This window comes from Synechococcus sp. MU1642, assembly GCF_020514115.1.
Classification (GTDB): Bacteria; Cyanobacteriota; Cyanobacteriia; order PCC-6307; family Cyanobiaceae; genus Parasynechococcus.
The window spans coordinates 1-23269 of record NZ_VTKZ01000011.1; the positions used below are offsets into that span (position 1 = coordinate 1).

At 64.3% G+C, this 23269-nt stretch carries 26 protein-coding genes and 1 pseudogene; 16 read left to right on the plus strand and 11 right to left on the minus strand.

Going from position 1 to position 23269, the window contains the following annotated elements; genetic code table 11:
• A pseudogene (locus FZZ85_RS09965) lies at nt 1-716 on the minus strand (isochorismate synthase); the annotation flags it as partial.
• Between the two features lie 70 nt (nt 717-786).
• Here FZZ85_RS09965 and menA point away from each other — a divergent pair.
• Genes menA through FZZ85_RS09980 form a run of 3 tightly spaced genes read left to right on the plus strand, consistent with a single transcriptional unit; the run spans nt 787 to nt 3859 of the window.
• Entirely contained in the window at nt 787-1731 is a 945-nt protein-coding gene (gene menA / locus FZZ85_RS09970; RefSeq protein ID WP_226414724.1) for a 2-carboxy-1,4-naphthoquinone phytyltransferase, read from the plus strand.
• The gene (menC, locus tag FZZ85_RS09975; protein ID WP_226414727.1) at nt 1728-2696 is read left to right on the plus strand and encodes an o-succinylbenzoate synthase; all 969 of its coding nucleotides are present in this window, start codon (nt 1728-1730) and stop codon (nt 2694-2696) included. Before menA ends, menC begins: the two co-directional genes overlap by 4 nt.
• The gene (locus FZZ85_RS09980) at nt 2693-3859 is read left to right on the plus strand and encodes an AMP-binding protein (RefSeq protein WP_226414729.1); all 1167 of its coding nucleotides are present in this window, start codon (nt 2693-2695) and stop codon (nt 3857-3859) included. The genes menC and FZZ85_RS09980 overlap by 4 nt, the downstream gene beginning before the upstream one ends.
• Here the strand turns inward: FZZ85_RS09980 and FZZ85_RS09985 are convergent.
• The gene (locus FZZ85_RS09985) at nt 3830-4279 is read right to left on the minus strand and encodes a thioesterase family protein (RefSeq protein WP_226414731.1); all 450 of its coding nucleotides are present in this window, start codon (nt 4277-4279) and stop codon (nt 3830-3832) included. The two genes, FZZ85_RS09980 and FZZ85_RS09985, sit on opposite strands and share 30 nt — an antisense overlap.
• A 59-nt stretch (nt 4280-4338) precedes the next feature.
• Between FZZ85_RS09985 and FZZ85_RS09990 the strand changes: the two genes are divergently transcribed.
• On the plus strand, nt 4339-5016 hold the full coding sequence (locus FZZ85_RS09990) for a hypothetical protein (protein ID WP_226414733.1): 678 nt from the start codon (nt 4339-4341) through the stop codon (nt 5014-5016).
• A 6-nt stretch (nt 5017-5022) separates the two neighbouring features.
• On the opposite strand, the gene FZZ85_RS09995 is transcribed toward FZZ85_RS09990, so the two are convergent.
• Together FZZ85_RS09995 and FZZ85_RS10000 are read right to left on the minus strand one after the other, a co-directional pair.
• Complete coding sequence (locus tag FZZ85_RS09995) at nt 5023-5385, minus strand: DUF2752 domain-containing protein (RefSeq protein ID WP_226414735.1); 363 nt, start codon at nt 5383-5385, stop codon at nt 5023-5025.
• A gap of 24 nt (nt 5386-5409) precedes the next feature.
• On the minus strand, nt 5410-6594 hold the full coding sequence (locus FZZ85_RS10000) for an NAD(P)H-quinone oxidoreductase subunit H (RefSeq protein WP_226400976.1): 1185 nt from the start codon (nt 6592-6594) through the stop codon (nt 5410-5412).
• A 54-nt stretch (nt 6595-6648) separates the two neighbouring features.
• Between FZZ85_RS10000 and rsmH the strand changes: the two genes are divergently transcribed.
• Nucleotides 6649-7533, plus strand: a complete 885-nt coding sequence (gene rsmH / locus FZZ85_RS10005; RefSeq protein ID WP_370631181.1) for a 16S rRNA (cytosine(1402)-N(4))-methyltransferase RsmH — start codon at nt 6649-6651, stop codon at nt 7531-7533.
• Here the strand turns inward: rsmH and FZZ85_RS10010 are convergent.
• The gene (locus tag FZZ85_RS10010) at nt 7530-8606 is read right to left on the minus strand and encodes a cysteine desulfurase family protein (protein ID WP_370631182.1); all 1077 of its coding nucleotides are present in this window, start codon (nt 8604-8606) and stop codon (nt 7530-7532) included. The genes rsmH and FZZ85_RS10010 overlap by 4 nt on opposite strands.
• Before the next feature lie 122 nt (nt 8607-8728).
• On the opposite strand from FZZ85_RS10010, the gene FZZ85_RS10015 reads away from it, so the two are divergent.
• The 3 genes from FZZ85_RS10015 to FZZ85_RS10025 are packed head-to-tail and all read left to right on the plus strand — an operon-like array spanning nt 8729 to nt 10962.
• Nucleotides 8729-9241 (plus strand): hypothetical protein, encoded by a 513-nt coding sequence (locus FZZ85_RS10015; protein WP_226414737.1) that lies wholly within the window; start codon nt 8729-8731, stop codon nt 9239-9241.
• 39 nt (nt 9242-9280) lie between these two features.
• Nucleotides 9281-10018, plus strand: a complete 738-nt coding sequence (locus FZZ85_RS10020; protein ID WP_226414739.1) for a response regulator transcription factor — start codon at nt 9281-9283, stop codon at nt 10016-10018.
• The gene (locus tag FZZ85_RS10025; RefSeq protein WP_226414741.1) at nt 10015-10962 is read left to right on the plus strand and encodes an RNA pseudouridine synthase; all 948 of its coding nucleotides are present in this window, start codon (nt 10015-10017) and stop codon (nt 10960-10962) included. Before FZZ85_RS10020 ends, FZZ85_RS10025 begins: the two co-directional genes overlap by 4 nt.
• Here the strand turns inward: FZZ85_RS10025 and bchM are convergent.
• Entirely contained in the window at nt 10926-11639 is a 714-nt protein-coding gene (gene bchM / locus FZZ85_RS10030) for a magnesium protoporphyrin IX methyltransferase (RefSeq protein ID WP_226414743.1), read from the minus strand. The two genes, FZZ85_RS10025 and bchM, sit on opposite strands and share 37 nt — an antisense overlap.
• A 25-nt stretch (nt 11640-11664) precedes the next feature.
• Nucleotides 11665-12840, minus strand: coding sequence for an N-acetylglucosamine-6-phosphate deacetylase (locus FZZ85_RS10035; protein ID WP_226414745.1), 1176 nt, complete (start codon nt 12838-12840; stop codon nt 11665-11667).
• A gap of 11 nt (nt 12841-12851) precedes the next feature.
• Here FZZ85_RS10035 and purE point away from each other — a divergent pair, with 11 nt between their 5' ends.
• Genes purE through FZZ85_RS10050 form a run of 3 tightly spaced genes read left to right on the plus strand, consistent with a single transcriptional unit; the run spans nt 12852 to nt 15139 of the window.
• Complete coding sequence (gene purE / locus FZZ85_RS10040; protein ID WP_226414747.1) at nt 12852-13406, plus strand: 5-(carboxyamino)imidazole ribonucleotide mutase; 555 nt, start codon at nt 12852-12854, stop codon at nt 13404-13406.
• On the plus strand, nt 13403-14032 hold the full coding sequence (locus tag FZZ85_RS10045; RefSeq protein ID WP_226414750.1) for an oxidoreductase: 630 nt from the start codon (nt 13403-13405) through the stop codon (nt 14030-14032). Before purE ends, FZZ85_RS10045 begins: the two co-directional genes overlap by 4 nt.
• A gap of 21 nt (nt 14033-14053) precedes the next feature.
• Nucleotides 14054-15139, plus strand: a complete 1086-nt coding sequence (locus tag FZZ85_RS10050; protein ID WP_226414753.1) for an AI-2E family transporter — start codon at nt 14054-14056, stop codon at nt 15137-15139.
• On the opposite strand, the gene cysC is transcribed toward FZZ85_RS10050, so the two are convergent.
• Together cysC and FZZ85_RS10060 are read right to left on the minus strand one after the other, a co-directional pair.
• Nucleotides 15099-15743, minus strand: a complete 645-nt coding sequence (gene cysC / locus FZZ85_RS10055) for an adenylyl-sulfate kinase (protein ID WP_226414756.1) — start codon at nt 15741-15743, stop codon at nt 15099-15101. The genes FZZ85_RS10050 and cysC overlap by 41 nt on opposite strands.
• A 31-nt stretch (nt 15744-15774) precedes the next feature.
• Nucleotides 15775-16101 (minus strand): translation initiation factor, encoded by a 327-nt coding sequence (locus FZZ85_RS10060; RefSeq protein ID WP_226414759.1) that lies wholly within the window; start codon nt 16099-16101, stop codon nt 15775-15777.
• Nucleotides 16102-16201: 100 nt separating this feature from the next.
• Here FZZ85_RS10060 and trpB point away from each other — a divergent pair, with 100 nt between their 5' ends.
• Entirely contained in the window at nt 16202-17458 is a 1257-nt protein-coding gene (gene trpB, locus FZZ85_RS10065; protein WP_226414762.1) for a tryptophan synthase subunit beta, read from the plus strand.
• Nucleotides 17459-17468: 10 nt separating this feature from the next.
• On the opposite strand, the gene hrcA is transcribed toward trpB, so the two are convergent.
• Nucleotides 17469-18443 (minus strand): heat-inducible transcriptional repressor HrcA, encoded by a 975-nt coding sequence (gene hrcA, locus FZZ85_RS10070; protein ID WP_226414765.1) that lies wholly within the window; start codon nt 18441-18443, stop codon nt 17469-17471.
• Entirely contained in the window at nt 18443-18799 is a 357-nt protein-coding gene (locus tag FZZ85_RS10075; protein WP_226414768.1) for a rhodanese-like domain-containing protein, read from the minus strand. Before FZZ85_RS10075 ends, hrcA begins: the two co-directional genes overlap by 1 nt.
• A 53-nt stretch (nt 18800-18852) precedes the next feature.
• On the opposite strand from FZZ85_RS10075, the gene FZZ85_RS10080 reads away from it, so the two are divergent.
• The 4 genes from FZZ85_RS10080 to nuoH are packed head-to-tail and all read left to right on the plus strand — an operon-like array spanning nt 18853 to nt 23249.
• Nucleotides 18853-20433 carry a DUF3352 domain-containing protein gene (locus tag FZZ85_RS10080; protein ID WP_226414771.1) on the plus strand — a complete coding sequence of 527 codons (1581 nt, stop codon included), beginning with the start codon at nt 18853-18855 and terminating at the stop codon, nt 20431-20433.
• A complete protein-coding gene (gene sixA / locus FZZ85_RS10085) occupies nt 20426-20899 on the plus strand; it encodes a phosphohistidine phosphatase SixA (RefSeq protein WP_226414774.1) in 474 nt (157 codons plus the stop codon). Before FZZ85_RS10080 ends, sixA begins: the two co-directional genes overlap by 8 nt.
• A 13-nt stretch (nt 20900-20912) precedes the next feature.
• A complete protein-coding gene (locus FZZ85_RS10090; RefSeq protein ID WP_226414777.1) occupies nt 20913-22103 on the plus strand; it encodes a citrate synthase in 1191 nt (396 codons plus the stop codon).
• A 27-nt stretch (nt 22104-22130) separates the two neighbouring features.
• Nucleotides 22131-23249 (plus strand): NADH-quinone oxidoreductase subunit NuoH, encoded by a 1119-nt coding sequence (nuoH, locus tag FZZ85_RS10095; RefSeq protein WP_226414856.1) that lies wholly within the window; start codon nt 22131-22133, stop codon nt 23247-23249.
• The last annotated feature ends 20 nt before the right edge of the window (nt 23250-23269 follow it).

The window sequence follows — 23269 nt, forward strand, 5'->3', positions numbered from 1 at the left end:
TTGAAGGTGTTGGCCAGAACAATGCGGTGTCGCACGGCCAGCACCAGTTTGTGCAGCTCGTCGTCGTTGACCAGATCAATTCCGTGGGTGAGGGCTGCGGCGTAGCGCTGCCGCCAGGTTTCCGGTTCCGTTGCCGCCACCAGCGCCTGTGGCTTGAGCGGGGTTGGCGTGGCTGGCGTCTTTACTAGCTGTTCGTGCTTAAGCCAAAGCTGTTCCGCCAGCTCGCGGCAGTCCGCTGCACTGCTCACTACCCCATTCAGCCGCAGCCAGCCGCGGCGTCCCTGACGGCTCAGCTGCCATCGAGGCAGCACCGCCTGCACTGATGGCACCACCGCTTCACTGCGGCGGCGCTCACTCACCTGATCGAAGAAGCGAAAACGCAGCAGCACCCGAGGTCGCGCATGGGCTGGGCTGTCCGCTGCCGTGTCGTGCAAGCGGCTCAGGCAGAGGTCGGCGAAGCGCTGGGCCTGCTCAAAGCGACGACTGCCCGCCAGCTCTAATTCCTGGCAGGGCCCTGCAGCGGCCAGGCAGAGGCCCGGGGCGCTGTCCCACAGCACTTGCAAACTTTCCTGTTCCGCCAGCTGCGGCAGGGCCAGAAGCGGGTCGATTCCTTCGATCGGCAGGGCCAGGCTCAGCAGCGCTTCATCGCCGTCACAGGCCAACCATCCCCGCTGGGCAGCGGAGAGGAGGGTGCTGAAACAACAATCAGCCGACATCCGCGGCGTTTCCGGCCAGGGTTACTGCTCAAATGTATGGGTCTTCGCCCTGCGGGAACGGGTCCTGTCCATGTCTGAGCCGCAGGCTGTCGCATCCCGTTACGCCGATCGCCGCCGTTTGTGGAAGGCAGCGATCAAGTGGCCGATGTATTCCGTCGCCGTGATGCCAGTGCTGGTCGCCGCTGGATGGCAGTTCGGGGTGGCGGGCTCTCTGCGATGGCTGCAGTTGGGGGGCTTTGTGCTGGCGGCCATCCTGCTGCTGCTTTGGGAAAACCTCAGCAACGATGTTTTTGATGCCGCCACGGGTGTGGATGCCACCGGCAAGCCCCATTCCGTGGTGAACCTCACCGGCCGCCGGGACCGTGTCGCCCAGGGGGCGACCACCGCGCTGATGCTGGGATTGTTGTTGATGGGGGGGTTGGCCTGGAACAGCAGCGGGGCGGTGTTGTGCCTGGTGTTGGTCTGCTGCGGCCTGGGTTACGTGTACCAGGGCCCTCCGTTCCGCCTGGGTTACCGCGGCCTGGGTGAGCCCCTGTGTTGGCTGGCCTTTGGGCCTTTCGCTACCGCAGCGGCCTTGGTGGTGTTGCAGCCCAGGGGGGCAGCATCGATTGCTTGGGGCACGGCCTGGATGTTGGGGGCAGGCCCCGCCCTGGCGACCACCCTTGTGTTGTTCTGCTCTCACTTCCATCAGGTGGAGGAGGACGCCGCCCACGGCAAATGTTCGCCGGTGGTGCGTTTGGGCACGGCCCGGGCAGCGGCTCTGGTGCCCTGGTTTGTGGCCCTGACGCTGGCATTGGAGTGGGTGCCCGTGCTGCATGGGGACTTGTCTCCGACGGTGTTGTTAAGCGCTCTCGGGCTTCCTGCTGGTGTGCAGCTAATGCGTTTGCTCCAGCGCCACCACGACCGGCCGGAGCTGATCAGCGGCAGCAAATTTTTGGCCTTGCGCTTCCAGGGCTGGAATGGTCTGGGCTTCAGTGCTGGTCTTGCCCTGGCTCGCTTCTGGACCGGCGGATGACGCTCCGATTGCAGCGGCGCCGCTTCCGCTTTGCCCTGCTGCAGCCGCTGCGCACGGCAGCTGGCGTTCTGCAGGAGCGCTGTGGCTGGTTGCTGCGGCTGGAGGCTGATCAGGGATCCGTGGGCTGGGGCGAAGTGGCTCCGCTTCAGCAGCATCAGTTCACGGCCTGTGAGCACGCTCTCGCCTCGCTGCCAGAGGAGCTTCCTCAGGCTCAGTTGGTGGCCCTGCTGCAGGAGGTACCGGGGGCATTGGGTTTTGGCCTGGGAGCGGCGCTGGCGGAGCTGCAAGGTGTGGTTGGTGCTGCTTCGCCCCAGGGATGGCTGAAGGCGCCTGCCCCTGCTCTGTTGTTGCCGGCTGGCGAGGCCATGCTTGCGGCCCTAGAGGCTGCGGCAGCATCGGCGGGTGGCCTTGAGGAGCGCACCTTCAAGTGGAAGGTGGCAACGGAGCCCGATCCCCTCGAACGTCAGCTGCTCGAGCAGCTGCTTAAGCGGCTGCCCACCACGGCCCGGTTGCGGCTGGATGCCAACGGCGGCTGGGACCGCAGCACGGCCCAGGCCTGGATGCAGCGGTTGTGCGATGACCCGCGCCTGGATTGGTTGGAGCAGCCGCTGGCGGTGAAAGATCAAGCCGGCCTGGAGCAGTTGGCGGCGCTGGGGCCGGTGGCCCTCGATGAATCGCTCGACCAGCACCCGGAGCTGTGCCGCAGCTGGAGCGGCTGGCAGGTGCGGCGGCCTGCGCTGGAGGGGGATCCCCGCCTGCTGTTGCGGGAGCTACAAGCGGGGATCCCCCAACGGATGCTGAGCACGGCGTTTGAAACCGGCATCGGTCGGCGTTGGTTGGAGCATCTAGCCGGGCTTCAGGCCCAGGGGCCTACGCCGACGGCACCGGGCCTGGCCCCCGGCTGGACGCCATCGGGGCCCTTGTTCTCCACGGATCCAGAACAGGTCTGGGCCGCAGCAGCATGAGCGAGTTCGCGCGGCTGGAGCAGGGGCTGGCGGCGGGGCACTGGGTGCCCCTGTCGCCGGAGGCGGAAGCGGCACCCATTGATCAACTGCCGCCAGGCCCGGGTGTGCTGGTGCGCAGTGGTGGCAGCAGTGGCGGCAGCCGTTGCTGCGCCCAGCCGTCGCTGCATTTGGACCGTTCGGCTGCAGCCACCGCCCATTGGTTGACAAGGATCGGCCTTGACCCCGCCGCCACCCTGCTGCTCAATCCACTGCCTCACACCCATGTGAGTGGTCTGATGCCTTGGTGGCGCGCCGGCTGTTGGGGCGCGGGGCATCAGCCACTGGCGCCGGGGTTGATGAAAACCCCCACCGAATTGCTTGCGTTCTGCCAGGGCCTGTCTGCCTGGCGGACGACCTCTGCATTGCTGTCGTTGGTGCCCACGCAGCTGGCGCGTCTGCTGGCCCATCCCGACGGGGTGGCCTTCCTGCAGCAGCAGCAGCTGATTTGGATCGGTGGCGCTGCCCTCCCGCCTCCGTTGGCAGATCAGGCTCGGGCGTTGCAGCTGCCGCTGGCGCCCTGTTATGGCTCAACGGAGACGGCGGCGATGGTGACGGCATTGCCACCAGACCGCTTCTTGGCAGGCGAGCCGGGGTGTGGCGACCCGCTGATGGATGTGGAGCTGCGGCTGGCCGCTGATGGGGCGCTTCAGGTGCGCACTGATCGGTTGGCCCTGGGCCGTTGGTGGGCGGATCAGCCCGATCGGTGGGAACCGCTCAGGGATGCCGATGGCTGGTGGCGCTCCGGGGATCGGGCCATGTTGACCCCAGGCCTCCAGATTGCGGGCCGGATCGATGGCGCCATCCACTCCGGCGGAGAAACCGTGTTTCCCGAGCAGCTGGAGGAGCGTTTGATGACCCCGATTCAGGCGGAATCACTCCCGGTGAGCGCCGTGCTGTTGCTCGGTGTGGATGATCCGGAGTGGGGACAGCGGTTGGTGGCCCTCGTCGGCAGCACGGACGCTGCGGTGTTGCCGCGGCTTGAAGCCCTCACACTGTCCTGGTCACCGGCGGAGACGCCTCGGCGTTGGGTCGTATGCCCCGACTTGGCCCCCTCGGCGCTGGGGAAATGGCAGCGCCAGCGCTGGCGGGAGTGGTTAGAGCGGTTGGATGCGGCCGAGGCTTGACGCCTCCAGCCAACGGTCCACGCCATCGGGCAGAGCACAGCGGCGCCGGGTGTTGACGTCGATGGCCACATGGCGCAGGCAGCCTGTGGCGACAAGCTTGTCCTCTAGCAGCACCTGACTTTTCACCGCAAAGCTGCTGGGATCAACCCGTTCCGGTTCCAGGCGGATCAGCAGCTTGTCGCCCACCTGCACCGGGGCGCGGAAATCGGCATGGCAGTGCACGATCGGCAAGGCCACGCTCGGTTGCTCTCCGCGGCCGCCAGGGAAGACTGAAGCCGCTGGTAAACCAAACCGCTCTAGGCTTTCCTCCCAGGCCTGGTGGCACCAGCCCAGTAGCTGCTGAAAGTGCATCACGCCAGCGGCATCCGTGTCGCTAAAACGCACGGTTCTGCTCAACTCCAGCCAGGGGGCAGAGGTCATGGCGATGTGTTGTTCAAGCCGGTGCCGACTGTCACCCTGACAGAAATCCCGCACCAAGCATGGCCGCGCCGATCGCCTTCGAGCCTCCGTCCATCCAGAAGGCCTGGCAGGCCTTCTTGCAGCACATTCCCGTGGTGCTGATGAGCTGGGTGGGCTCGATCGTGATGTCGCTGCTGGCTGTTCTGGTGTATGGCCTGATCATCGTTGTGGTGTCGGCGATCATCGGCAGCAGCGATGCGGCGTTGGGGCTCGGAGCGGTGCTAGCCCAATTGATTCAGTTGCCGTTCTCCATCCTCGCCAGCCTCTTGTCGGTGCTGTTGGTGGCCGTTCCTGCCCTCTACTACGAGCGTGGCGAGGTGGTGACGATTTCAGCTGCCGCTCAATTGCTCACAGGCCGTTGGTGGCGTTACGTCCTGGCGGGGCTGTTCTTCTCGCTGGTCACCACCATTGGCTTTCTGCTCTGCATCCTTCCCGGCATTGCCGTGGCGTTGGTGACGCCGGTGTTCATCAATCGCATCTTCGTCACCGACATGGGCATCGGCGAAGCGTTCTCCCAGTCGTTTCAGGTGGTGTATCGCTCGGAGAACGGCTTGAGCTTTGTGGGCCTTGAGGTATTGACGGGCATCGTTGTGGGGCTGCTGGCCCTGGCGACCTGCGGTTTGGGGGGATTTGTGGTGATCCCCATGGCCAGCTTTTTTCTCCAGAACGTCGCCTATCAGCGCGGCTTGTTGCGCTGATAGGCCTCAGCCGCTTGGCCAGCTGTTGGTGCTCAGGCGAAGCAGCCAGTAGCTGATCAACCCTCCACCTACAACGGGAAGGGCCCAGAGGGGCAGGCCCTTTGGGATGAGCCGCCGTTGCTGGAGCGCCAGCACACTCCAGAGCACAAGCCCCAGGGCGGCAATGGGGCCAAATAGATGCCATTGCAGCGATCCGCTCAGATCACCGGTGAGTGCTGCCCCCATCGCGCGGGTCAGAAAGCAGGTGGGGCAAGGAACGCCGGTGAGGGCACGCAACGGACAGCCCAGGCCGGGAAGGCTTGGATGCAGTCCCTTGAGCCACAACGCACCAGTGAGAGTCGCGGGCAGCAGGTATCCCGTGCGTTGCAAACGCCGTAGAAAACGGTTCAGAGATCAGCGATCCACCGATCCCATGATCACGTCGATAGAACCGAGGATGGCCATGATGTCGGCCACCTTGTGTCCCTTGAGGATGTGGGGAAGGATCTGCAGGTTGTTGCTGTCGGCAGCGCGGATCTTGAAGCGCCAGGGGGTGACGTCGTTATTGCCCTGGATGAACACGCCGATCTCACCCTTGCCAGACTCCAACCGCGTGTAGAGCTCGCCGTTGGGGATCTTGAAGGTGGGAGCCACCTTCTTGGCCACGTACTGGAAATCGAAACCAGCAGCGTCGCTGCCCTTGCCTTCGTTTAGGCGCTTGGCTTCGAGGTTTTCAGTAGGGCCGCCGGGAATCATGTCGCAGGCTTGGCGCAGGATCTTGAGCGATTGGCGCATTTCTTCGATGCGCACGCGATAGCGGGCGTAGCAGTCGCCTTCCTTCTCACAGGCCACCTGCCAGTCGAAGTCGTCGTAGCACTCGTAGTGATCAACCTTGCGTAAATCCCAGGGCACACCGGAGGCGCGCAGCATCGGGCCGGAGAGGCTCCAGTTGATGGCGTCTTCCTTCTCGATTGTTCCCAAACCTTCAATCCGGCGCCGGAAAATCGGGTTGTTGGTGATCAGCTTTTCGTATTCATCGATCTTGGGGCCGAACCAGTCGCAGAAATCACGGCATTTCTCAAGCCATCCCCAGGGCAGATCAGCGGCGACGCCGCCGATGCGGAAATAGTTGTTGTTGATCAGCCTTTGACCAGTGGCGGCTTCCCAGAGGTCGTAGATCATCTCCCGCTCGCGGAAGATGTAGAAGAACGGCGTCTGGGCTCCCACATCTGCCAGGAAGGGTCCAAGCCAGAGCAGGTGATTGGCGATGCGGTTGAGCTCCAGCATCAGCACCCGGATGTAGCTCGCCCGCTTGGGCACAGGGATGTTTGCCAGTTTTTCCGGGGCGTTCACCACGATCGCCTCGTAGAACATCCCCGCCGCGTAGTCCATGCGGCTCACATAGGGCACGAACATCACGTTCGTGCGGTTCTCAGCGATCTTCTCCATGCCGCGATGGAGGTAACCGATCACCGGTTCACAGTCGACCACGTCCTCACCATCGAGGGTGACGACGAGCCGCAGCACTCCGTGCATGGAGGGGTGGTGGGGCCCGAAGTTCACCACCATGGGCTCCGTGCGCGTTTCCAGCTGCGTCATGGGAGCGGTGGTCCGATCGATGTGTAGATCTTAAGGAGTCTTCGCCTGTGGCTTGTGCCCCCCTTCAGCCATGTGCCTGTGCTGGCCGATGCGGTGCTGGACGCAGCCCGGCAGATCCCACGTCCGGATGGCTTGTTGATCGATGCCACCCTCGGTGGTGGCGGCCACAGCGCCCTTTTGCTGGAACAGCATCCCGGCCTTCGATTGATCGGCTTGGACCAGGACGCCACGGCCCGAGCAGCGGCGGCGGAGCGTCTGGCCCCCTTCGGCGACCGCGTCTCGATCGTGGCCACCAACTTTGCCGACTATGTGCCGCCCGAGCCCGCCGTGATGGTGCTGGCGGATCTGGGCGTGAGCAGCCCGCAGCTGGATGTGGCGGAGCGGGGCTTCAGTTTTCGCCTCGATGGTCCCTTGGACATGCGGATGAATGCCGGCGGTGAGGGGGAGACCGCGGCTGAGTTGATTGATCGCCTGGAGGAGAACGCGCTGGCGGATCTGATCTATGGCTACGGGGAGGAGCGGCTCTCCCGCCGCATCGCCCGGCGGATCAAAGCCGATCTCAAAGACAAGGGCTCCTATGACGGCACCGCGGCCTTGGCCTACGCCGTGGCGGGTTGCTATTCCCCCAAGGCGCGGCGGGGGCGGATTCACCCCGCCACACGCACCTTCCAGGCCCTGCGGATTGCTGTGAACGATGAGCTGGTGGTGCTGGATCGCCTGCTGCAGCAGGCCCCCGACTGGCTGGAGCCCGAGGGCATGCTGGGAATCATCAGTTTTCATTCCCTGGAAGACCGCCGCGTCAAAACCGCCTTCCTGCGCGATGAGCGCTTGCAACGGATCACCCGCAAGCCGGTGGTGGCCACCGAGCAGGAGGAAGAGGCCAATCCCCGCAGCCGCAGTGCCAAATGGCGGGTGGCCCAGCGTTTGGCTCCTGCTTAGCGACCGCTGAGGAACCCGGCGGCAGCAGCGGCGTCGGTGATCGCGGCAATGGCTTGATCCACTTCGGCGGCTGTGGTCTGGCGCCCCATGCTCAGCCGCAGGGAGGCTTCGGCTTCAGCGCGCGAGCGACCGATCGCCTGAAGTACGTGGGAGGGCGCTCCGTTGCTGCAGGCGGAGCCACTGCTGCAGGCCAGTTGCGGGCGCAGGGCCCTGTGTAGGCGGCTGCCGTTCACCCCGGGCAGGCTGATGTTGAGGTTGTGGGGCAGGCGCGGCTGCAGCGCTCCATTGAGCAGCACGCCGGGGAGGCGCTGCTGCAGGCCCTCCCAAAGCTGATTGCGTAAATGCTCAAGCCGGTCGTTGCGCTGATCCTGCTCCTGCATTGCCAGGCGGGCTGCTGCGGCAAAGCCCACGATCAAGGCGGTGGGCAGGGTGCCGGCCCGGAGCCCCGCTTCCTGGCCGCCCCCCCACTGCAGCGGTTCGATGGCAATGCCCTCCCGCAGCACCAGGGCGCCGATGCCCTTTGGCCCGTAGAGCTTGTGAGCACTAAGGCTGAGCAGGTCAACCCCCAGGGCATCAGGTGCTAGCGGCAGCGTCCCGAAGGCCTGGGCCCCGTCGCTGTGCAGAGTGATGCCGTGGGCCCGGCAGAGGGCACCCAGCTGCTCGAGCGGCTGAAGCACGCCGATTTCGTTGTTGGCCGCCATCACGCTCACCAGCCGCGTCTCGGGGGTGATCGCCGCCTCCAGCTGCTCGGGGCTGATCAGTCCATCGGGGCCTGGGTCCAGCAGGGTGACGTTGAACCCCTCCCGTTGCAGTTGCTTGAGCGGATCGAGCACGGCGTGGTGTTCGGTGGCCACGCTGATCAGATGAGCCTTGCCTAGGGCGCGGGCATGGCCCAACAGGGCCAGGTTGTTGGCTTCGGTGGCGCCGCTGGTGAACACCAGCCGTTCCGGGTTCACCCCCACCGCCTCCGCCAGCTGGCGCCGCGCCACTTTCACCGCGGCAGAGGCGCTCAGGCCGAGCCGATGCTGGCGGCTGGATGGATTGCCCCAATCCGTACTCCAAAAAGGCGCCATCGCCTCCACCACCTCGGCCGCACAGGGGGTGGTGGCCTGGAAATCAAAGGAGAGAGCCGAGCCGCTCAGGACGATTCAGGCAGATGTTGCGATCATGGTGCTGCATTGCGAACAGCACTGGCATGGGTCTGCGAACGCCGATGGCTCTCCTGGGCTTGGGGGGGCTGGTCTGGGCGCAGCCCGTGAGTGGTTTCGATCGTGAGCAGGTGCTGGAGCAAATGCGGCAATCGCGGCCAGCTGATCTCAAGGTGCTGATCGAACGCCCGGCCCCTGTCGGCATCCTTTCGATCGGAATTTATGGGGTCAAGCCAGCTTCGTCGAATCCCGACACCCGCAGCTACAGCTTGTGGGAGGAGTCGGCGTCGGATCTGAACGTCTATGTCGAAAGCGTCAACTGCTCCACCACCAAGCCTGTGCGGGTGAAACGCACCCCGATGGCGGTTTACGTGCGCACCCTCAATCCCGGTGGTCCGATCACCGATGTCAACCGGGAAGATCACCTGGTGTGGTGGGCGGCCTGCGTGCCGGAGGTGGCGGGAACCGACCCTGCCACGTTGCGGCAAAAGGCCCTGGATCTGGGCTTTTCCACCCTGATTCCCGAACAGCAGGAGCAGTTACCCGCACTGGCCCGTTGAGCGCGTGCTCCATACATTGCTGCAAGAGCGATTCCGGCCATGAGCGACGCGCCCACTCCCACCGCTGAATCCGTCGAGGCCGCGGCGCCCGCCCCGCGCCTGTTGCTGGTGGACGACGAGCCGGGTCTGCGTACGGCGGTGCAGGCCTACCTGGAAGACGAAGGCTTTGATGTGACCACTGCGGTGGACGGGGAAGAGGGGTTCAGCAAAGCCCAGCAGATGTTGCCGGATGTGGTGATCAGCGACGTGATGATGCCGCGGCTGGATGGCTATGGCCTGCTGCAGAAGCTGCGCGCCGATGAACGGCTCGGCGGCACTCCGGTGATCTTCCTCACCGCCAAGGGCATGACGGCGGACCGCACCCAGGGTTATCTGGCCGGGGTAGATGACTACATCCCCAAGCCCTTCGATCCCGATGAGCTGGTGGCGCGGGTGCGCAACGTGGCCCAGCGCCAGCAACGTCTGCTGCAGGAGGCGGCGCGCTTCGCCGATACCGATATGGGCCAGATGGCCAAGCAGATCACCGAGATCCGCTCGCTGCTCGCCCAGGCAGAAGCGCTGCCCTCCACAGAGCCTGTGGTGCACAGCTTCACGCCGCGGGAGGCGAGTGTGCTCCAGCTGGTGGCTGAGGGCCTGATGAACAAGGAGATTGCCCGTCAGTTGGAGACCTCGATTCGCAACGTGGAGAAGTACGTGAGCCGCCTGTTCAACAAGACTGGCACCTCCAGCCGCACGGAACTGGTGCGTTACGCCCTGGAGCACCGTCTGGTGACTTGAAGCCGGCCGCGCTCAACGACGGCTGGACCTATCGCGACAAGGTGCCGCGGGCCGATGCCGGCACCTTGGTGAGCGATTGGCTGGCGGACCGCTACCGTCACTCCGATAGGTTGGTGTGGCAGCAGCGAATTGCGGCTGGTGAGCTGGATTGGAACGGCGCATTGCTCACCGGTGATCTAGCACTGCAGGAAGAGGACACCCTCTGTTGGCGGCGTCCGCCCTGGCTGGAGGAGGCGATCCCGGACCAATGGGAGACGATTCACGACGACGGCGATCTGTTGGTGATCAACAAGCCCTCCGGCTTGCCGGTGATGCCTGGTGGTGGCTTCCTGCGCCACACGCTCACGGCCTTGCTTGAGCCCACCGGTGCCCGGCCGGTGCACCGCCTGGGGCGCTTCACCTCCGGCCTGCAGGTGTGTGCCCGCACGCCGCAAATGCGCGCCCTCTGGTCGAAGCGATTCCGGCCGGCCGGCGGTTGCCGCAAGGTGTATCAGGCCTGGAGCCATCGGGTGCCGGGGTTGGAGCTGGGCCAGTGTTTGATGGTGAGCAGTGATGTGGTGGAACGGCCGCATCCGCTCTTGGGTTGGATCTGGGGGCCGGAACCGCTCGACGATGAGCCGATCCGCAAACGGTTCTCAGCCCGCTCCGAGCTGGAGCTGTTGGAGCGCACGGCTGACGGCGATCGCTTGCAGGTGACGATCACCACCGGCCGGCCGCATCAGATCCGGATTCATCTGGCGCAGCTGGGTAGTCCGCTGCTGGGGGATCCGCTGTATCTCCGCAATCGCGAGATCACAGCGACAGCAACCCCCGGGGATGGCGGCTACCGGCTGCACGCTTGGCGGCTTTCGGGTCTCCCTCACTTGGGGGAGACAACACTCCAGGTGGATCCCCCAAGTGAGGGAGATCAGGCTTTGCGGAACTCGATCAAGCGCGAGAAGTAGAAGGGGGCCTTGTTCAGGCTGCGGCGCACCAGCTTGAAGCCGCAGGCTTCTGCCGCTTTGACGATGCCGTCTTCTTTGAGCGTGTAGGCCCGGGTGGTTTTGCTCGGGCCAGGGAACAGTTGGCCAATGCCCTTCAGCAGCGCCAGCAGCGGGGTGTATGGCGCAAAGCTCACAATCAGGCGCTTTTCGGTGAGGCTGCAGAGGTGTTTCACCATCTCCTCAGCCGGTTGCTGGGGGTAGTGGATGAACACATCCAGGCAGCACACCGTGTGGAAGGAGCCGCTCAGACTTTCCAGGTCACTGGCGAAGAAGTTCAGCTTGGCCATGTCGAGGCCGGCCTCGCGGGCCCGGCGCTCCGCTTCCTGGGCCATGGCCTCGGAAATGTCGCTGGCGTTGATGGATCCAGCGCCCATGGCCGCCAGCAGCAGGCTCAGGCTGCCCACACCGCAGCCGGCATCGCAGAAGCTCACCTGGCTGAGTTCACCGCTTTCCTTGATCCAGGCCAGCACCTCATCAACGGTTTTCTGGTGACCGATGCGGATGTTGCGCTGCACCTTGTTCACGTCGTCGCTGTCGCTGTAGATGCGGTTCCAGCGGTCGAAGCCAGTGGTTTCGAAGTAGCCCTTCACCTCCTTCTTCTCGGCCTGTTTCTGCTCCAGCAGCTGATCGGGGGCCATGGCGGAAGGTTGCGTCGGCGGGATCCTAAGCAGCGCAGGTCCAGTGCAGATCACCGTTGTCCTGGCGCCAGCGCAGCAGCTGCGTCAGTGACCGTCCCATCAAGGCGTCCATGCACCCCGTTGCATCGCCGATCACCCGCCTCGGCGCCACCGTGGCGCTCCAGATCGCAGCACTGGGGCTGTTACTCCAGCTGGCCAGCCGCTTCACCCCCTCCAGTTGCGGCAGGGTCACCCCCGCCAGGGTGCCGTCCTCGAGGCGGCAGGTGCCGTTTTCCACTTGCAACACCCGCTCGTCCCAGCGGTGCTCCCCGTCGGCCAGGCCGTAGGGGGCCAGCGCATCACTCACCAGCACTGTCTGCTCCGGCGCCAGCCGTTGCAACAGCACCGCCATCGTGGGGTGGACGTGCACGCCATCGGCGATCAGCCCCAGGGCAATCCCGCCGCGCCGGCAGGCTTCTCCCAGCGGCCCCGGTGCCCGGTGGTGCAAGCCCGGCATTGCATTGAAAGCGTGGGTGAGCATCTTTAGCCCTTGATCGAAACCGGCGCTGGCTTGTCCGGCAGTGGCGGCGCTGTGGCCGAGAGCCACGCTGATGCTCAGATCCCGCAGCCGCTCGATTACCGCAGCGGCCCCCTCCAGTTCGGGGGCCAGGGTGACCAGGGCAATCTCCGTTTCGAACCCACCGATCCGTTCGTCCAGGGCTTTCAGGCTGGGGCGCGCCAGGTGCTCACGAGGATGGGCACCGCGGCGGGCCTCCGCCAGAAAGGGACCCTCCAGATGGGCTCCCAGCAGCCGGCAACGGCCTCGACGGTGCTGTTGCCGGGCCTGCCGCAGCACTGCCAGGGCCTGGCGCAGCGGTGCGATGCCGCAGGTCACCAGGGTTGGTGCGATCGCTTCGACCCCATCGCGCCACAACAGCTCGAGCAGTTCCTCAAGCCGTGGCAGATCCGCCGCACTCAGTTCCGGGAAGGCCAGCCCCAACCCGCCGTTGATCTGCAGGTCAACACCCCGGGGGCTGAGCCAGTCGCCGTTCCAGTCTTTATCCGTCTGTTGAGCCTCTGCGCCCATCGCGTCGATGCGGCAGATCAGCCCTTGGTCGTCGAGGTCGACGCCGTAGCGCTGGTCTCCTTCCCCAGGAAAGGGAACCGGCAGACGAACGTTGGTGATCCGGTGCATCAACGCAACACTGGCCGCGGCAGCCATGGGGGGAGACGATGGCAGTCTTGCCCTTCTGCGTTGTGCCGCCAGTGCTCCCCCGAGTTGCCGTTGTGATGGGAAGTGACTCCGACTTGCCCACCATGGAACCCGCTGCCGCCATCCTGCGCGAGCTGGGAGTGGAGGTGGAGGTTCGGGTGCTCTCGGCCCACCGGACACCTTTGGAGATGGTGAACTTCGCTCAAGCCGCCCGGGATCAGGGATTTGGGGTGATCGTCGCCGGTGCCGGTGGGGCGGCCCATCTCCCCGGCATGGTTGCCGCCCTCACCACACTGCCCGTGATAGGGGTGCCGGTGAAAAGTCGGGCGCTGTCCGGCGTCGATTCCCTCCACTCGATCGTGCAGATGCCGGGGGGGATTCCCGTGGCCACCGTCGCCATCGGTGGGGGCCTCAACGCTGGCTTGCTGGCGGCCCAGATCCTTTCGGTGGCCGATGCTGGCTTGGCCCAGAAACTTGAGGCCTATCGCATCAGCCTCCACGATGCTGTGGTTGCCAAGGATGCGCGTCTGGTTGATCTCGGCAGCACGGATTACCTCTCCCAGATGGATTCATGAATGTTCCTGTTCGTTCCACCCTGCGTTCCACGCTGCTTTGGGCGGTGGTGCCTGCGGCGATCGTCTATGCGGTCGCCCTGGTCTGGAGCGCCTCAGAGGGCATCAGCGCCAAGATGGTGTTGAGGGATTTGGCCCAGTCCTGCAACGTCCCTCTCGGAGAAGGTTTCCTCTCCAGCGTGGGCTATCTGCTTTGGATGGCGGCGGCTGCCATTGCCTTGTTTGCAGCGTCCACCCAGCAGATCCAAGGCTCCGTTATGAACCGCCAATTCGCATTCTGTGGTGGCGGCTTCTCGCTTTGGCTCTGCCTCGACGACATGTTCCTGGTGCATGACCGCTACCTCGGCGAGGCCTTCCTCTACTACACCTACGCCTTCTTCACCGGGCTGTTGTTATTTCGGTTCCGTGGGCCACTGCGGCGCTTCGGTGGTGACACCTTTTTGGTTTCCGTTGTGCTGTTGGGTCTGTCGGTTCTGACCGATGCCCTCCAGGGACTGTGGCCGAATTCCTACGAGACGGTGCAGATCTTTGAGGAGGGTTTCAAGTTCCTCGGGATTGCCGCCTGGCTCAGTTTTTGGTGCCATTACGTCAGTTCCGCTTCCAAGCCGGCTTCCCTTGAGCAGCACTGATCGATTCGCGTCATCGTTTCGATGACGCCCTGGCCGGCCTGGTTGCGACTTGGTCTTCTGTTGCCGCTGCTGGGCTTGAACGCCTTTGTGTTGAAGCGTTTGCTTGTGCAGTTCGCCCCATTCCCTGGGCTGTTCCTCACCGCTGCTTTGATCGCCTTTTTGTTGGACCTGCCCTGCCGCTGGCTCGCGCAACGGGGCCTTCCCCGCGCCTGGGCCATCGTCAGCGTGGTCCTGGTGACCTTGGGGCTTCTGGTCTGGGCGGCTTTGACCTTGGTGCCTCTACTGATTGAACAGTTGAGCCAATTGATCAGTGCCTCGCCGTCTCTGCTCACGGCGGCAGAGCAGTGGATCGATCGAGGTCAGCTCTGGGTGCTCGACCATGGCCTGCCTGCAGATTTCGCTGATCTCAGCAGTGATCTGGTGGCCCAGTTCAGTCGGCTGGCCACGCAACTGAGCCAGCGCCTATTGGGCCTGTTGGGGGCAACGGTGGGCACCACGATCAATGTGGTGATCGTGCTGGTGCTGGCAGTTTTTCTGCTGTTGGGGGCGGATCCGATCGTCGATGGCCTGGCCCGTTGGCTGCCTGATCGTTGGCGGGATCTGGTGCAGACGACCCTCGAGCGCACCTTTCGCGGCTATTTCGCCGGCCAGGTTGTACTGGCACTGATTCTCAGTGGTGGTCAGCTTCTGGTCTTCACCGCCCTGACAATTCCCTACGGCGTGTTGTTCGCCGTGCTGATCGGCTTCACCACATTGGTGCCCTATGCGAGTGCCGTGTCGATCGTTTCGGTGAGTGCGGTGCTGGCGGTTCAAGACCCCCGTACAGGCCTTGAGCTGCTCGTCGCGGCGATCGTCGTCGGTCAGATCGTCGATCAGGTGATCCAACCGCGGCTGATGGGCAGCATCGTCGGCCTGCAACCGGCCTGGTTGCTGATCTCTCTGCCGATCGGCGCTCGGGTGGGCGCCATCTTCGGCTTCGGTGAGTTGCTTGGACTGCTGTTGGCAGTTCCCATGGCCAGTTGCATTAAGACCCTGGCGGATGCCGCCCGGGGCAGTGACGGCGAACTCAGGCCGCCGGAATCACCCCATGCTCCTGGAGCGCTTTGATCACCAGCTCCACAGAGTCGGCCAGATCCTGCTTGCCGGTGTCGATTTTGAGCTCGGGTGTCTCCGGTGCTTCGTAGGGACTGGAGATGCCGGTGAATTCCTTGATCTGACCCGCCCGTGCCTTGGCGTAAAGACCTTTGGGATCGCGGGATTCGCAAACCTCGAGATCAGCGGCGCAGAACACCTCGAGGAAGTCACCGTCCTCCACCAGGCCCCGAGCCTTGTCCCGGTCAGCACGGAAGGGAGAAACAAAGGCGGTCAGCACGATCACGCCCGCATCCAGGAACAGCTTTGCCACTTCACCGATGCGGCGGATGTTCTCCTCACGGTCGGCATCGGAGAAGCCCAGGTCTTTGCAGAGGCCGTGGCGAATGTTGTCCCCATCCAGCACGTAGGTGGCGAGTCCCCGCTCAAACAGAGCCGCGTTAACGGCATTGGCCAGGGTGCTCTTGCCGGAGCCGGACAGTCCGGTGAACCAAAGAATGGTGCTGCGGTGACCGCGCTGCTTCGAGCGCTCGTCGCGGCCCACCGAGGACTCATGCCAGGCGATGTTGGTGGACGCACCCTTGTTCGTTAGTTCTCCGTAGGTGGGGCTGGCTGTCATGGCCACGGCATGAAGTGGCGGCCATTCTCCCTTAACCCCCAGCTCGTTTCGGCCGGTATCCCTCCTTGCTGAGCAGCTCGAGCGCCAGATTCACCTGATCCCCTTGCAGTTCGATCACGCCGTCCCTGGCGGTACCGCCACTGCCGATGCGTGTTTTGAGCTTCTTCAGCAGCGCCTTGAATCCCGCAGCATCCAGCTCCAGGCCACGGATCACCGTCACGGTTTTGCCACCTTTCCCTCCGCGGGTGGGCTGTACCCGCACCATTTGCTGCGCCTTGGCTGAGGGCTCCGCCGCAGGGCCGCTCGGTCGCTGCAGGCTCTCGGCATTGCTGAATTCTTGCCAGCCTCCCTTTGGCATCCATCCCGTCGCAACCGGCTTGCATTGTCGATGACTGCCCATGCGGCGCCCCATGGCGTGACCGCCTGCTTACGCTGACCCGACGCTCCGCCGTGGATCCGTGACCAGCACCCTGTCCAACACCAGCACTCCGGATCCCTCCAGCCTGCGGCCAGCGGTGCGTCCCGGAGCCCACGGTCGCTTTGGACGATTCGGCGGCCAGTATGTGCCCGAGACCCTGATGCCGGCGTTGGCAGAACTGGAGCAAGCGGCGGCCCAGGCCTGGAATGATCCCGCCTTTACTTCTGAGCTCAATCGCCTGCTTAAAAACTATGTCGGCAGGGCTACACCCTTGTATGAGGCCGAGCGTCTCACCGCCCATTACCGCCGCGCCGACGGTGGCCCCCGCATCTGGCTGAAGCGGGAAGACCTCAACCACACCGGTGCCCACAAGATCAACAACGCTCTGGGGCAGGCCCTGCTGGCGCTGCGCATGGGCAAGAAGCGGATCATTGCCGAGACCGGTGCGGGGCAGCACGGCGTCGCCACGGCCACGGTCTGTGCCCGCTTCGGTCTGGAGTGCGTGATCTACATGGGCGCGGAAGACATGCGCCGTCAGGCCCTCAATGTGTTCCGCATGCGCCTGCTGGGCGCCACGGTGCAACCGGTGACGGCCGGCACCGCCACCCTCAAGGACGCCACGAGTGAAGCCATCCGCGACTGGGTGACCAATGTTGAGTCCACCCACTACATCCTGGGATCCGTTGCGGGTCCGCACCCCTATCCGATGTTGGTGCGGGATTTCCATGCCGTGATCGGCGAAGAGTCCAAACAGCAGTGTCAGGAGGCCTTCGGTCGGCTGCCCGATGTGCTGATGGCCTGCGTTGGCGGTGGCTCCAATGCCATGGGCTTGTTCCATCCCTTTGTTCAAGACACGTCTGTTCGTCTGATCGGTGTCGAGGCCGCAGGTGATGGTGTGGCCACCGGTCGCCATGCCGCGACGATCACCGAGGGCCGTGCCGGTGTGCTGCATGGCGCCATGAGCCTGCTGCTGCAGGACGGCGATGGCCAGGTGATGGAGGCCCACTCCATCAGTGCAGGCCTTGATTACCCCGGGGTGGGTCCGGAGCACAGCTACCTGCGGGAGATCGGGCGTGCTGAGTACGCCGCAGTCACCGATCAACAGGCCCTCGATGCCCTGCGACTCGTGAGTGAGCTTGAGGGCATCATTCCAGCCCTGGAAACCGCCCACGCCTTTGCCTGGCTTGAGCAGCTTTGCCCCACCCTGGCCGATGGCATGGAAGTGGTGATCAACTGCTCTGGTCGCGGCGATAAGGACGTCAACACCGTGGCGGAGAAGCTTGGGGATCAGCTCTGACGGTCGGGCTTCAAGCCAGCAGCAATTCCAGGTGGCGGGCCACCCGCTGTACCGCTGCCCGTGCCGTGGCATAGGCCATGCGCATCGGGCCCACCAGGGCCACATGACCCAGCCCCTCGTTGCAGCGGTAGGGGGCCTGAACCACGGCACAGGCCTCCAGCGCTGGTTGCGGATGTTCGTCCCCGATCCACACCCGTGCGGATTCACCGCGGCTGATCAAGGTCCCAGGCTGCTCGTCGATCAGTTCCAGTAGCGGTCGAAGGCTGGATGTGCTTTCAAATTCCGGTTCGCTCACCAGTCTGGAGAGGCCATGTACCACCACCTGCGTGGAGTTGGTGGGCGTCGGCTGTTCAAGGGCGTTGCGCAGCACAGCGCCGCTGCTTTGCAGCTGCCTGGGCAGAGCCTCCCAGTTCAGGTCTCCCTGCTCGAGCTGTGCCGAAGCCCAACGTTCCATCGCGGTGAGTTCGGTTTCAGCCCCGTGGGGCAGGCGCAGGTTGAGGTGGCTGGCCCGGCCACTGGCTTCCACCAGCATCACCAGCAGTCGATCACCGCTAGGCACCAGACGGATCGTCTCCAGTTGGCGGTTCTTCTGCTGCGGTTGGGTGATCAGGCTCATCAGGCCGGTGAAATCCGTCAGCCGCCGTGCCACATGCATCAGCAGGTCGTCCAAACCGGCCCAACGAAGACTGAGTCCGGTGAGCTCCCGTTCCAGGTGTTGAACGGCGATGCCGGGTTCCGGCAGCAGCGCATCCACGTAGTGCCGGTATCCCATCGGACTGGGAACGCGTCCTGCGGACGTGTGCGGTTGCTGCAGCAGTCCGCGGCGCTCAAGCGCCCCCATGGCGGAGCGAACGGTCGCGGAGCTGGCAGGGATGCCGAAGCGTTGCACCAGGGTGCGGCTGCCCACCGGCTCCATCGTGTCGACGTAGTGGTGCACCGTCGCCTGAAGCACCTGTTCTTGCCGAAGGGACAGGGGCTTGCTCATCAGTAGCGGGGAATGCTGGGATCCACCTGAAGGCTCCAGGCATCAATGCCTCCCTCAAGGTTCCACACCTCAAGGCCCCAGGGTTGGTCCAGCAGCCACAGGCCGAAGTGGTAGCTGCGCACGCCGGCATGGCAGACCACCACGACGGGTTGATCGGGTTTGAGGTCGGCCTGCAGTGTTCCCAGCCATGCATTGGATTGGCTGAGGGGGCGGTGCAGCACCGCACCTGGGAAGGCAGCGATCGCAAGCTCAGCCTCCTCGCGCACATCCACCAATTGCGGGGAAGGTCGCTCGCTTTGCAGCCATTGCTGCAGTTCAGAGGCTTGGATTGGTTGTGGTTGTTGGGATTGGCCCATGGCGCCATTCTGCGGTGATGGACAAAGATGAGGCGACCCGAGACCGCCGGCCCATGAAGGCCCGCCCCTTTCTCAGCGCTGCCGGCGCTGTGCTGTTGTCGCTGCTTTTGCTGGCCGTTGGCCTGCTCTGGACCATGAACCGCCAGAGCCCCCTGCAGCTGGCAGAGCAGCCGTTGCATCTGCCTCGGGCGGCCCGGTTTGTGCCCAGGGATGCTGATTTGTCTCTCCATTGGCTGGCCGATCCAGGACGGTTGCCGGCCTATGCCCAGGCCGTTGCCCCTGCCTCCCAACGCCGCGATGCCCGTGATGGCGCTCGGCAGTGGCGCGAAGGCGTCTTTGCCTTAGCGGGCCTCCAGTTCGGTCTTGAGTTGGAGCCCTGGCTTGGTGAGGAAGTCAGCCTCACCCTCATCGATGGGGACACCAACGCTGGCTGGGTGTTGGCTTTAACCAGTCGGGATAACGATGGCGCCCGGCGCTTTCTGCAACGGTTCTGGCAGACACGCAGCCTGGCGGGCACCGACCTGCAGATCAGCAGTTATCGCGGTATCGGTGTGATTAGCGGCCAGGGAGCGTTGGTGGGGCATGACCCCCAACCCCTGGCCACGGCGTTGATTGACGACGATTTGCTCCTCGTGGCCTCAGGCCGGGGCGTGTTGGAGCAGGCCCTCGATGTCTCGCAGCTCCCTGATCAGCATCAGCTGGGGGATCAACGCCTGCAGCGTCAGGTGGCTGAGCTCGGCAAGGGCGTGGCTCTGCTGACGGCATCTCCCCACGCCCTTGAGCATTGGTTGCAGCTGCCGGAGCTGGTGGCCCAACGGGACGACCTGAGCGGACTCGTGGCATCACTGCGGCCGGAGGGTTCAACCCTGGCGGTGGATGGGCGACTGGGGTTCCAGCAAGCCCTTGGCACCGCCCCCTGGGCTGGGCTCACGGATCTGACCGCTTCGGCTGGCGGCCATGCCCGCTGGCTGGCTCATCTGCAGAGTCCAGCCCGTTTGTTGGATCCCAGTGAAAACCATCCGTTGGCCCAGTGGTTCGCTCCGATGCTGGAGCAGCACTTGGCGGACCAGCCGGCGGCAGATGCTGTTGTTGAAGCCGATCACGGCCCTCTTCTCTGGCAGGACCAGCCCGAGGGGTGGCTGCTGGCCACCCGCCCGCAAAACCCTGCCAGGGATGCGGTTGACGCCCGTTTGCAGGAGCAGGGTCTGACCCGTTCTGAGCTGGAGGGCGATGGCGAGGTGTTGAGCGTTTGGACGCGCCTGGTGCGTCAGCGGGGACGCCAGCCGGGGGTGGACGCTCAATTGGCCGTGGCTCAGGTTCGCTCATCAGGGTTGAATTGGTGGGGGGAGTCCTTGATGGCTCTGGCGCTGCGCCAGAACGGGCGTGCCCTCCAGCCTCGCTTGAACCAGTGGCAGGAGCTCACAGCGTCTTCCCAGCCCGCGCAGGCCCTACTGCTGGCGGATGAGCCTGCCCGCGCATTGTTGGGGCAATGGCGGCCATGGGCCCTTCTGCAGGTGATGGCTGGGCGGCCCCTCCAGGACCAGGTCCGTGGCCTTGCGTTTGCCATCGACGTTGATCATCAGGAGCAGGGCGGTACCGAGATTCCATTGCATGCCCGGCTCGAGCTTGGCTGACCTGGTTCTGTTGCGGCATGGCATCGCTAAACCCCGCCAGGCGGGCCAGGACCATCCGGAACGCCCCTTGACCGCCGCCGGCCGTCAGCGAACCCAGCTGGTGATGGCGGCCCTGGTGCAACGGGGGCTGCGGTTGGATCGCCTGCTCTCGAGTCCGTACCGTCGGGCTTTGCAAACGGCGGAACTGGCTAAAGAGGCGGGGCTCGTTTCAGAGCTCGCGGTGGACGATCGCCTTCAACCTGGAGGCGCCCTTAAAACGTTGCTGACGCCGTGGGATGGACACCTTGGTCTGGTGGGCCATGAGCCGGACCTTGGCGATCTGGCCTGCGCTCTTCTGAGGTGTGCCCCCGGTGCCCTGGTGCTGAAGAAAGCTGGTGTGATCCAGCTGCGTCGTTCCGCGGGTCAGTGGCAGTTGCAGGCCTTGCTTCGGCCAGCACTGTTGATTGACGATTTAGGTTGCTGTTAGAGGCAATCAGGCGGTGGCCCAGCAGCAGACAGGCGACCTGCGCCATGCGCGGACCGGTATCGAACTGCGACCAGGCCTCGATGGCGTGCCGGCAACCCAGTCGGCGATCTGCGATATCGATGGAGAGAAGGGGCTGCTCACCTATCGCGGTTACCCGATGCAGGATCTGGCGGCCAACAGCAGCTTCCTGGAAACGGCCTACCTGCTGATCTGGGGAGAGCTGCCCAGCCATGACCAGTTGGCGGAGTTTGAGCACGCGGTGCAGATGCACCGACGGGTCAGCTTCCGGGTGAGGGACATGATGAAGTGCTTCCCGGCCAGTGGCCATCCGATGGACGCGCTGCAGTCCAGTGCCGCTTCCCTGGGGCTTTTCTATTCGCGCCGGGCGATCGATGACCCGCAGTACATCTATGACGCGGTGGTGCGGCTGATTGCCAAGATCCCCACGATGGTGGCTGCCTTTCAGCTGATCCGCAAAGGCCAGGACCCAATCCAGCCCAGGGATGATCTGGCCTACTCCGCCAATTTCCTTTACATGCTCACTGAACGTGAGCCGGATCCCCTGGCGGCGCGGATCTTTGATCGATGCCTGATGCTCCATGCCGAGCACAGCCTTAACGCCAGCACCTTCAGTGCCCGGGTCACCGCCAGCACTCTTACCGACCCCTACGCCGTGGTGGCTTCAGCCGTTGGCACCCTGGCGGGCCCACTCCACGGCGGCGCCAATGAAGACGTCCTTGCCATGCTCGAGCAAGTGGGGAGTCCCGAGAATGCTGGTGCCTTTTTAGATGAGGCCATCGCGGCCAAGCGCAAAATCATGGGCTTTGGCCACCGGGAATACAAGGTGAAAGACCCCCGTGCCGTGATCCTGCAGGCCCTGGTGGAGGAGATGTTCGCCAGCTTCGGCCATGACGACCTCTATGACGTGGCCCGGGCGATCGAAGAGGAAGCAGCGTCCCGCCTTGGCCCCAAGGGGATCTATCCCAACGTGGATTTCTATTCGGGCCTGGTGTATCGCAAGCTCGGCATCCCCAGGGATCTGTTCACGCCGGTCTTCGCCATCGCCAGGGTCGCCGGCTGGCTGGCCCATTGGCGGGAGCAGCTCGGGGCGAACCGGATTTTCCGGCCTTCGCAGATCTACTCCGGATCCCAGCCACGCTCCTGGATGCCCATTGAGGAGCGCGTCTCGGCTCCGGCCGCCTAAGTTGCACCCACTTCCGTCGACAACATGGTGAGTCCGGGACTGGACCTGGAATTGAGCTTTAGCCAGGCCCTGCAAGGGTTTGGCTTCTCCCCAGAGGTGGCAAGGCTGCTTTGGTTGCCGCTGCCGATGCTGCTGGTCCTGGTGGCTGCAGTGGTGGGTGTGCTGGTTTCGGTCTGGCTGGAACGCAAGATCTCCGCCGCCGTTCAGCAGCGAATCGGTCCGGAATATGCCGGCGCTCTTGGTGTGCTTCAGCCCTTGGCCGACGGCCTCAAGCTGCTGGTCAAGGAAGACATCATTCCTGCGCGGGCCGACAGCCTGCTCTTCACCCTCGGCCCGGTGCTGGTGGTGGTGCCGGTGATCATTTCCTGGCTGATCATTCCCTTTGGTCAGAACCTGCTGATCAGCAATGTCGGCGTTGGGATCTTTCTTTGGATCTCCTTCAGCAGCATTCAGCCGATCGGCTTGTTGATGAGCGGCTATGCCTCTAACAACAAGTACTCGTTGCTGGGGGGACTTCGGGCCGCTGCTCAATCGATCAGCTACGAAATTCCCCTGGCTCTGGCGGTTCTTGCCATCGTGATGATGAGCAACTCGCTGAGTACGGTCGACATCGTGGGCCAGCAGACCGGTGCCGGCATTTTGAGTTGGAACATCTGGCGTCAGCCGGTGGGCTTCCTGATTTTCTGGATCTGTGCCTTGGCCGAGTGTGAGCGGCTGCCCTTCGACCTTCCCGAAGCTGAGGAAGAACTGGTCGCTGGCTACCAGACCGAGTACGCGGGCATGAAGTTCGCCCTCTTCTACCTGGCGGGTTACATCAACCTGGTCCTCTCGGCCGTCCTGGTCAGCGTTCTGTATCTCGGTGGCTGGGGCTTCCCGATCCCTGTGGAGTGGCTGGCCGGCTGGTTGAACCAGCCCATCGATGCACCTGTGGTGCAGGTGATCACGGGCACCGTTGGCATCGTGATGACGGTGCTCAAGGCTTATCTGCTGGTTTTCGTGGCGATCCTGCTCCGCTGGACCACCCCCCGCGTCCGCATTGACCAGCTGCTCGACCTGGGCTGGAAGTTCCTGCTGCCCCTGTCCCTGGTGAATCTTCTGGTGACAGCAGCCCTCAAGCTCGCTTTCCCCGTTGCATTCGGCGGCTAGGTTTTCCTACCTAGGATTTC

What these genes read in the sequence shown, in the direction of transcription:
- menA (WP_226414724.1), top strand. Translation starts at nt 787, where the DNA reads ATGTCTGAGCCGCAGGCTGTCGCATCCCGTTACGCCGATCGCCGCCGT.
- menC (WP_226414727.1), top strand. Translation starts at nt 1,728, where the DNA reads ATGACGCTCCGATTGCAGCGGCGCCGCTTCCGCTTTGCCCTGCTGCAG.
- FZZ85_RS09980 (WP_226414729.1), top strand. Translation starts at nt 2,693, where the DNA reads ATGAGCGAGTTCGCGCGGCTGGAGCAGGGGCTGGCGGCGGGGCACTGG.
- FZZ85_RS09985 (WP_226414731.1), bottom strand. Translation starts at nt 4,279, where the DNA reads ATGACCTCTGCCCCCTGGCTGGAGTTGAGCAGAACCGTGCGTTTTAGC.
- FZZ85_RS09990 (WP_226414733.1), top strand. Translation starts at nt 4,339, where the DNA reads ATGGCCGCGCCGATCGCCTTCGAGCCTCCGTCCATCCAGAAGGCCTGG.
- FZZ85_RS10000 (WP_226400976.1), bottom strand. Translation starts at nt 6,594, where the DNA reads ATGACGCAGCTGGAAACGCGCACGGAGCCCATGGTGGTGAACTTCGGG.
- FZZ85_RS10010 (WP_370631182.1), bottom strand. Translation starts at nt 8,606, where the DNA reads ATGGCGCCTTTTTGGAGTACGGATTGGGGCAATCCATCCAGCCGCCAG.
- FZZ85_RS10015 (WP_226414737.1), top strand. Translation starts at nt 8,729, where the DNA reads ATGGGTCTGCGAACGCCGATGGCTCTCCTGGGCTTGGGGGGGCTGGTC.
- FZZ85_RS10020 (WP_226414739.1), top strand. Translation starts at nt 9,281, where the DNA reads ATGAGCGACGCGCCCACTCCCACCGCTGAATCCGTCGAGGCCGCGGCG.
- bchM (WP_226414743.1), bottom strand. Translation starts at nt 11,639, where the DNA reads ATGGCCCCCGATCAGCTGCTGGAGCAGAAACAGGCCGAGAAGAAGGAG.
- FZZ85_RS10035 (WP_226414745.1), bottom strand. Translation starts at nt 12,840, where the DNA reads ATGGCTGCCGCGGCCAGTGTTGCGTTGATGCACCGGATCACCAACGTT.
- purE (WP_226414747.1), top strand. Translation starts at nt 12,852, where the DNA reads ATGGCAGTCTTGCCCTTCTGCGTTGTGCCGCCAGTGCTCCCCCGAGTT.
- FZZ85_RS10045 (WP_226414750.1), top strand. Translation starts at nt 13,403, where the DNA reads ATGAATGTTCCTGTTCGTTCCACCCTGCGTTCCACGCTGCTTTGGGCG.
- FZZ85_RS10050 (WP_226414753.1), top strand. Translation starts at nt 14,054, where the DNA reads ATGACGCCCTGGCCGGCCTGGTTGCGACTTGGTCTTCTGTTGCCGCTG.
- cysC (WP_226414756.1), bottom strand. Translation starts at nt 15,743, where the DNA reads ATGACAGCCAGCCCCACCTACGGAGAACTAACGAACAAGGGTGCGTCC.
- FZZ85_RS10060 (WP_226414759.1), bottom strand. Translation starts at nt 16,101, where the DNA reads ATGCCAAAGGGAGGCTGGCAAGAATTCAGCAATGCCGAGAGCCTGCAG.
- hrcA (WP_226414765.1), bottom strand. Translation starts at nt 18,443, where the DNA reads ATGAGCAAGCCCCTGTCCCTTCGGCAAGAACAGGTGCTTCAGGCGACG.
- FZZ85_RS10075 (WP_226414768.1), bottom strand. Translation starts at nt 18,799, where the DNA reads ATGGGCCAATCCCAACAACCACAACCAATCCAAGCCTCTGAACTGCAG.
- FZZ85_RS10080 (WP_226414771.1), top strand. Translation starts at nt 18,853, where the DNA reads ATGAAGGCCCGCCCCTTTCTCAGCGCTGCCGGCGCTGTGCTGTTGTCG.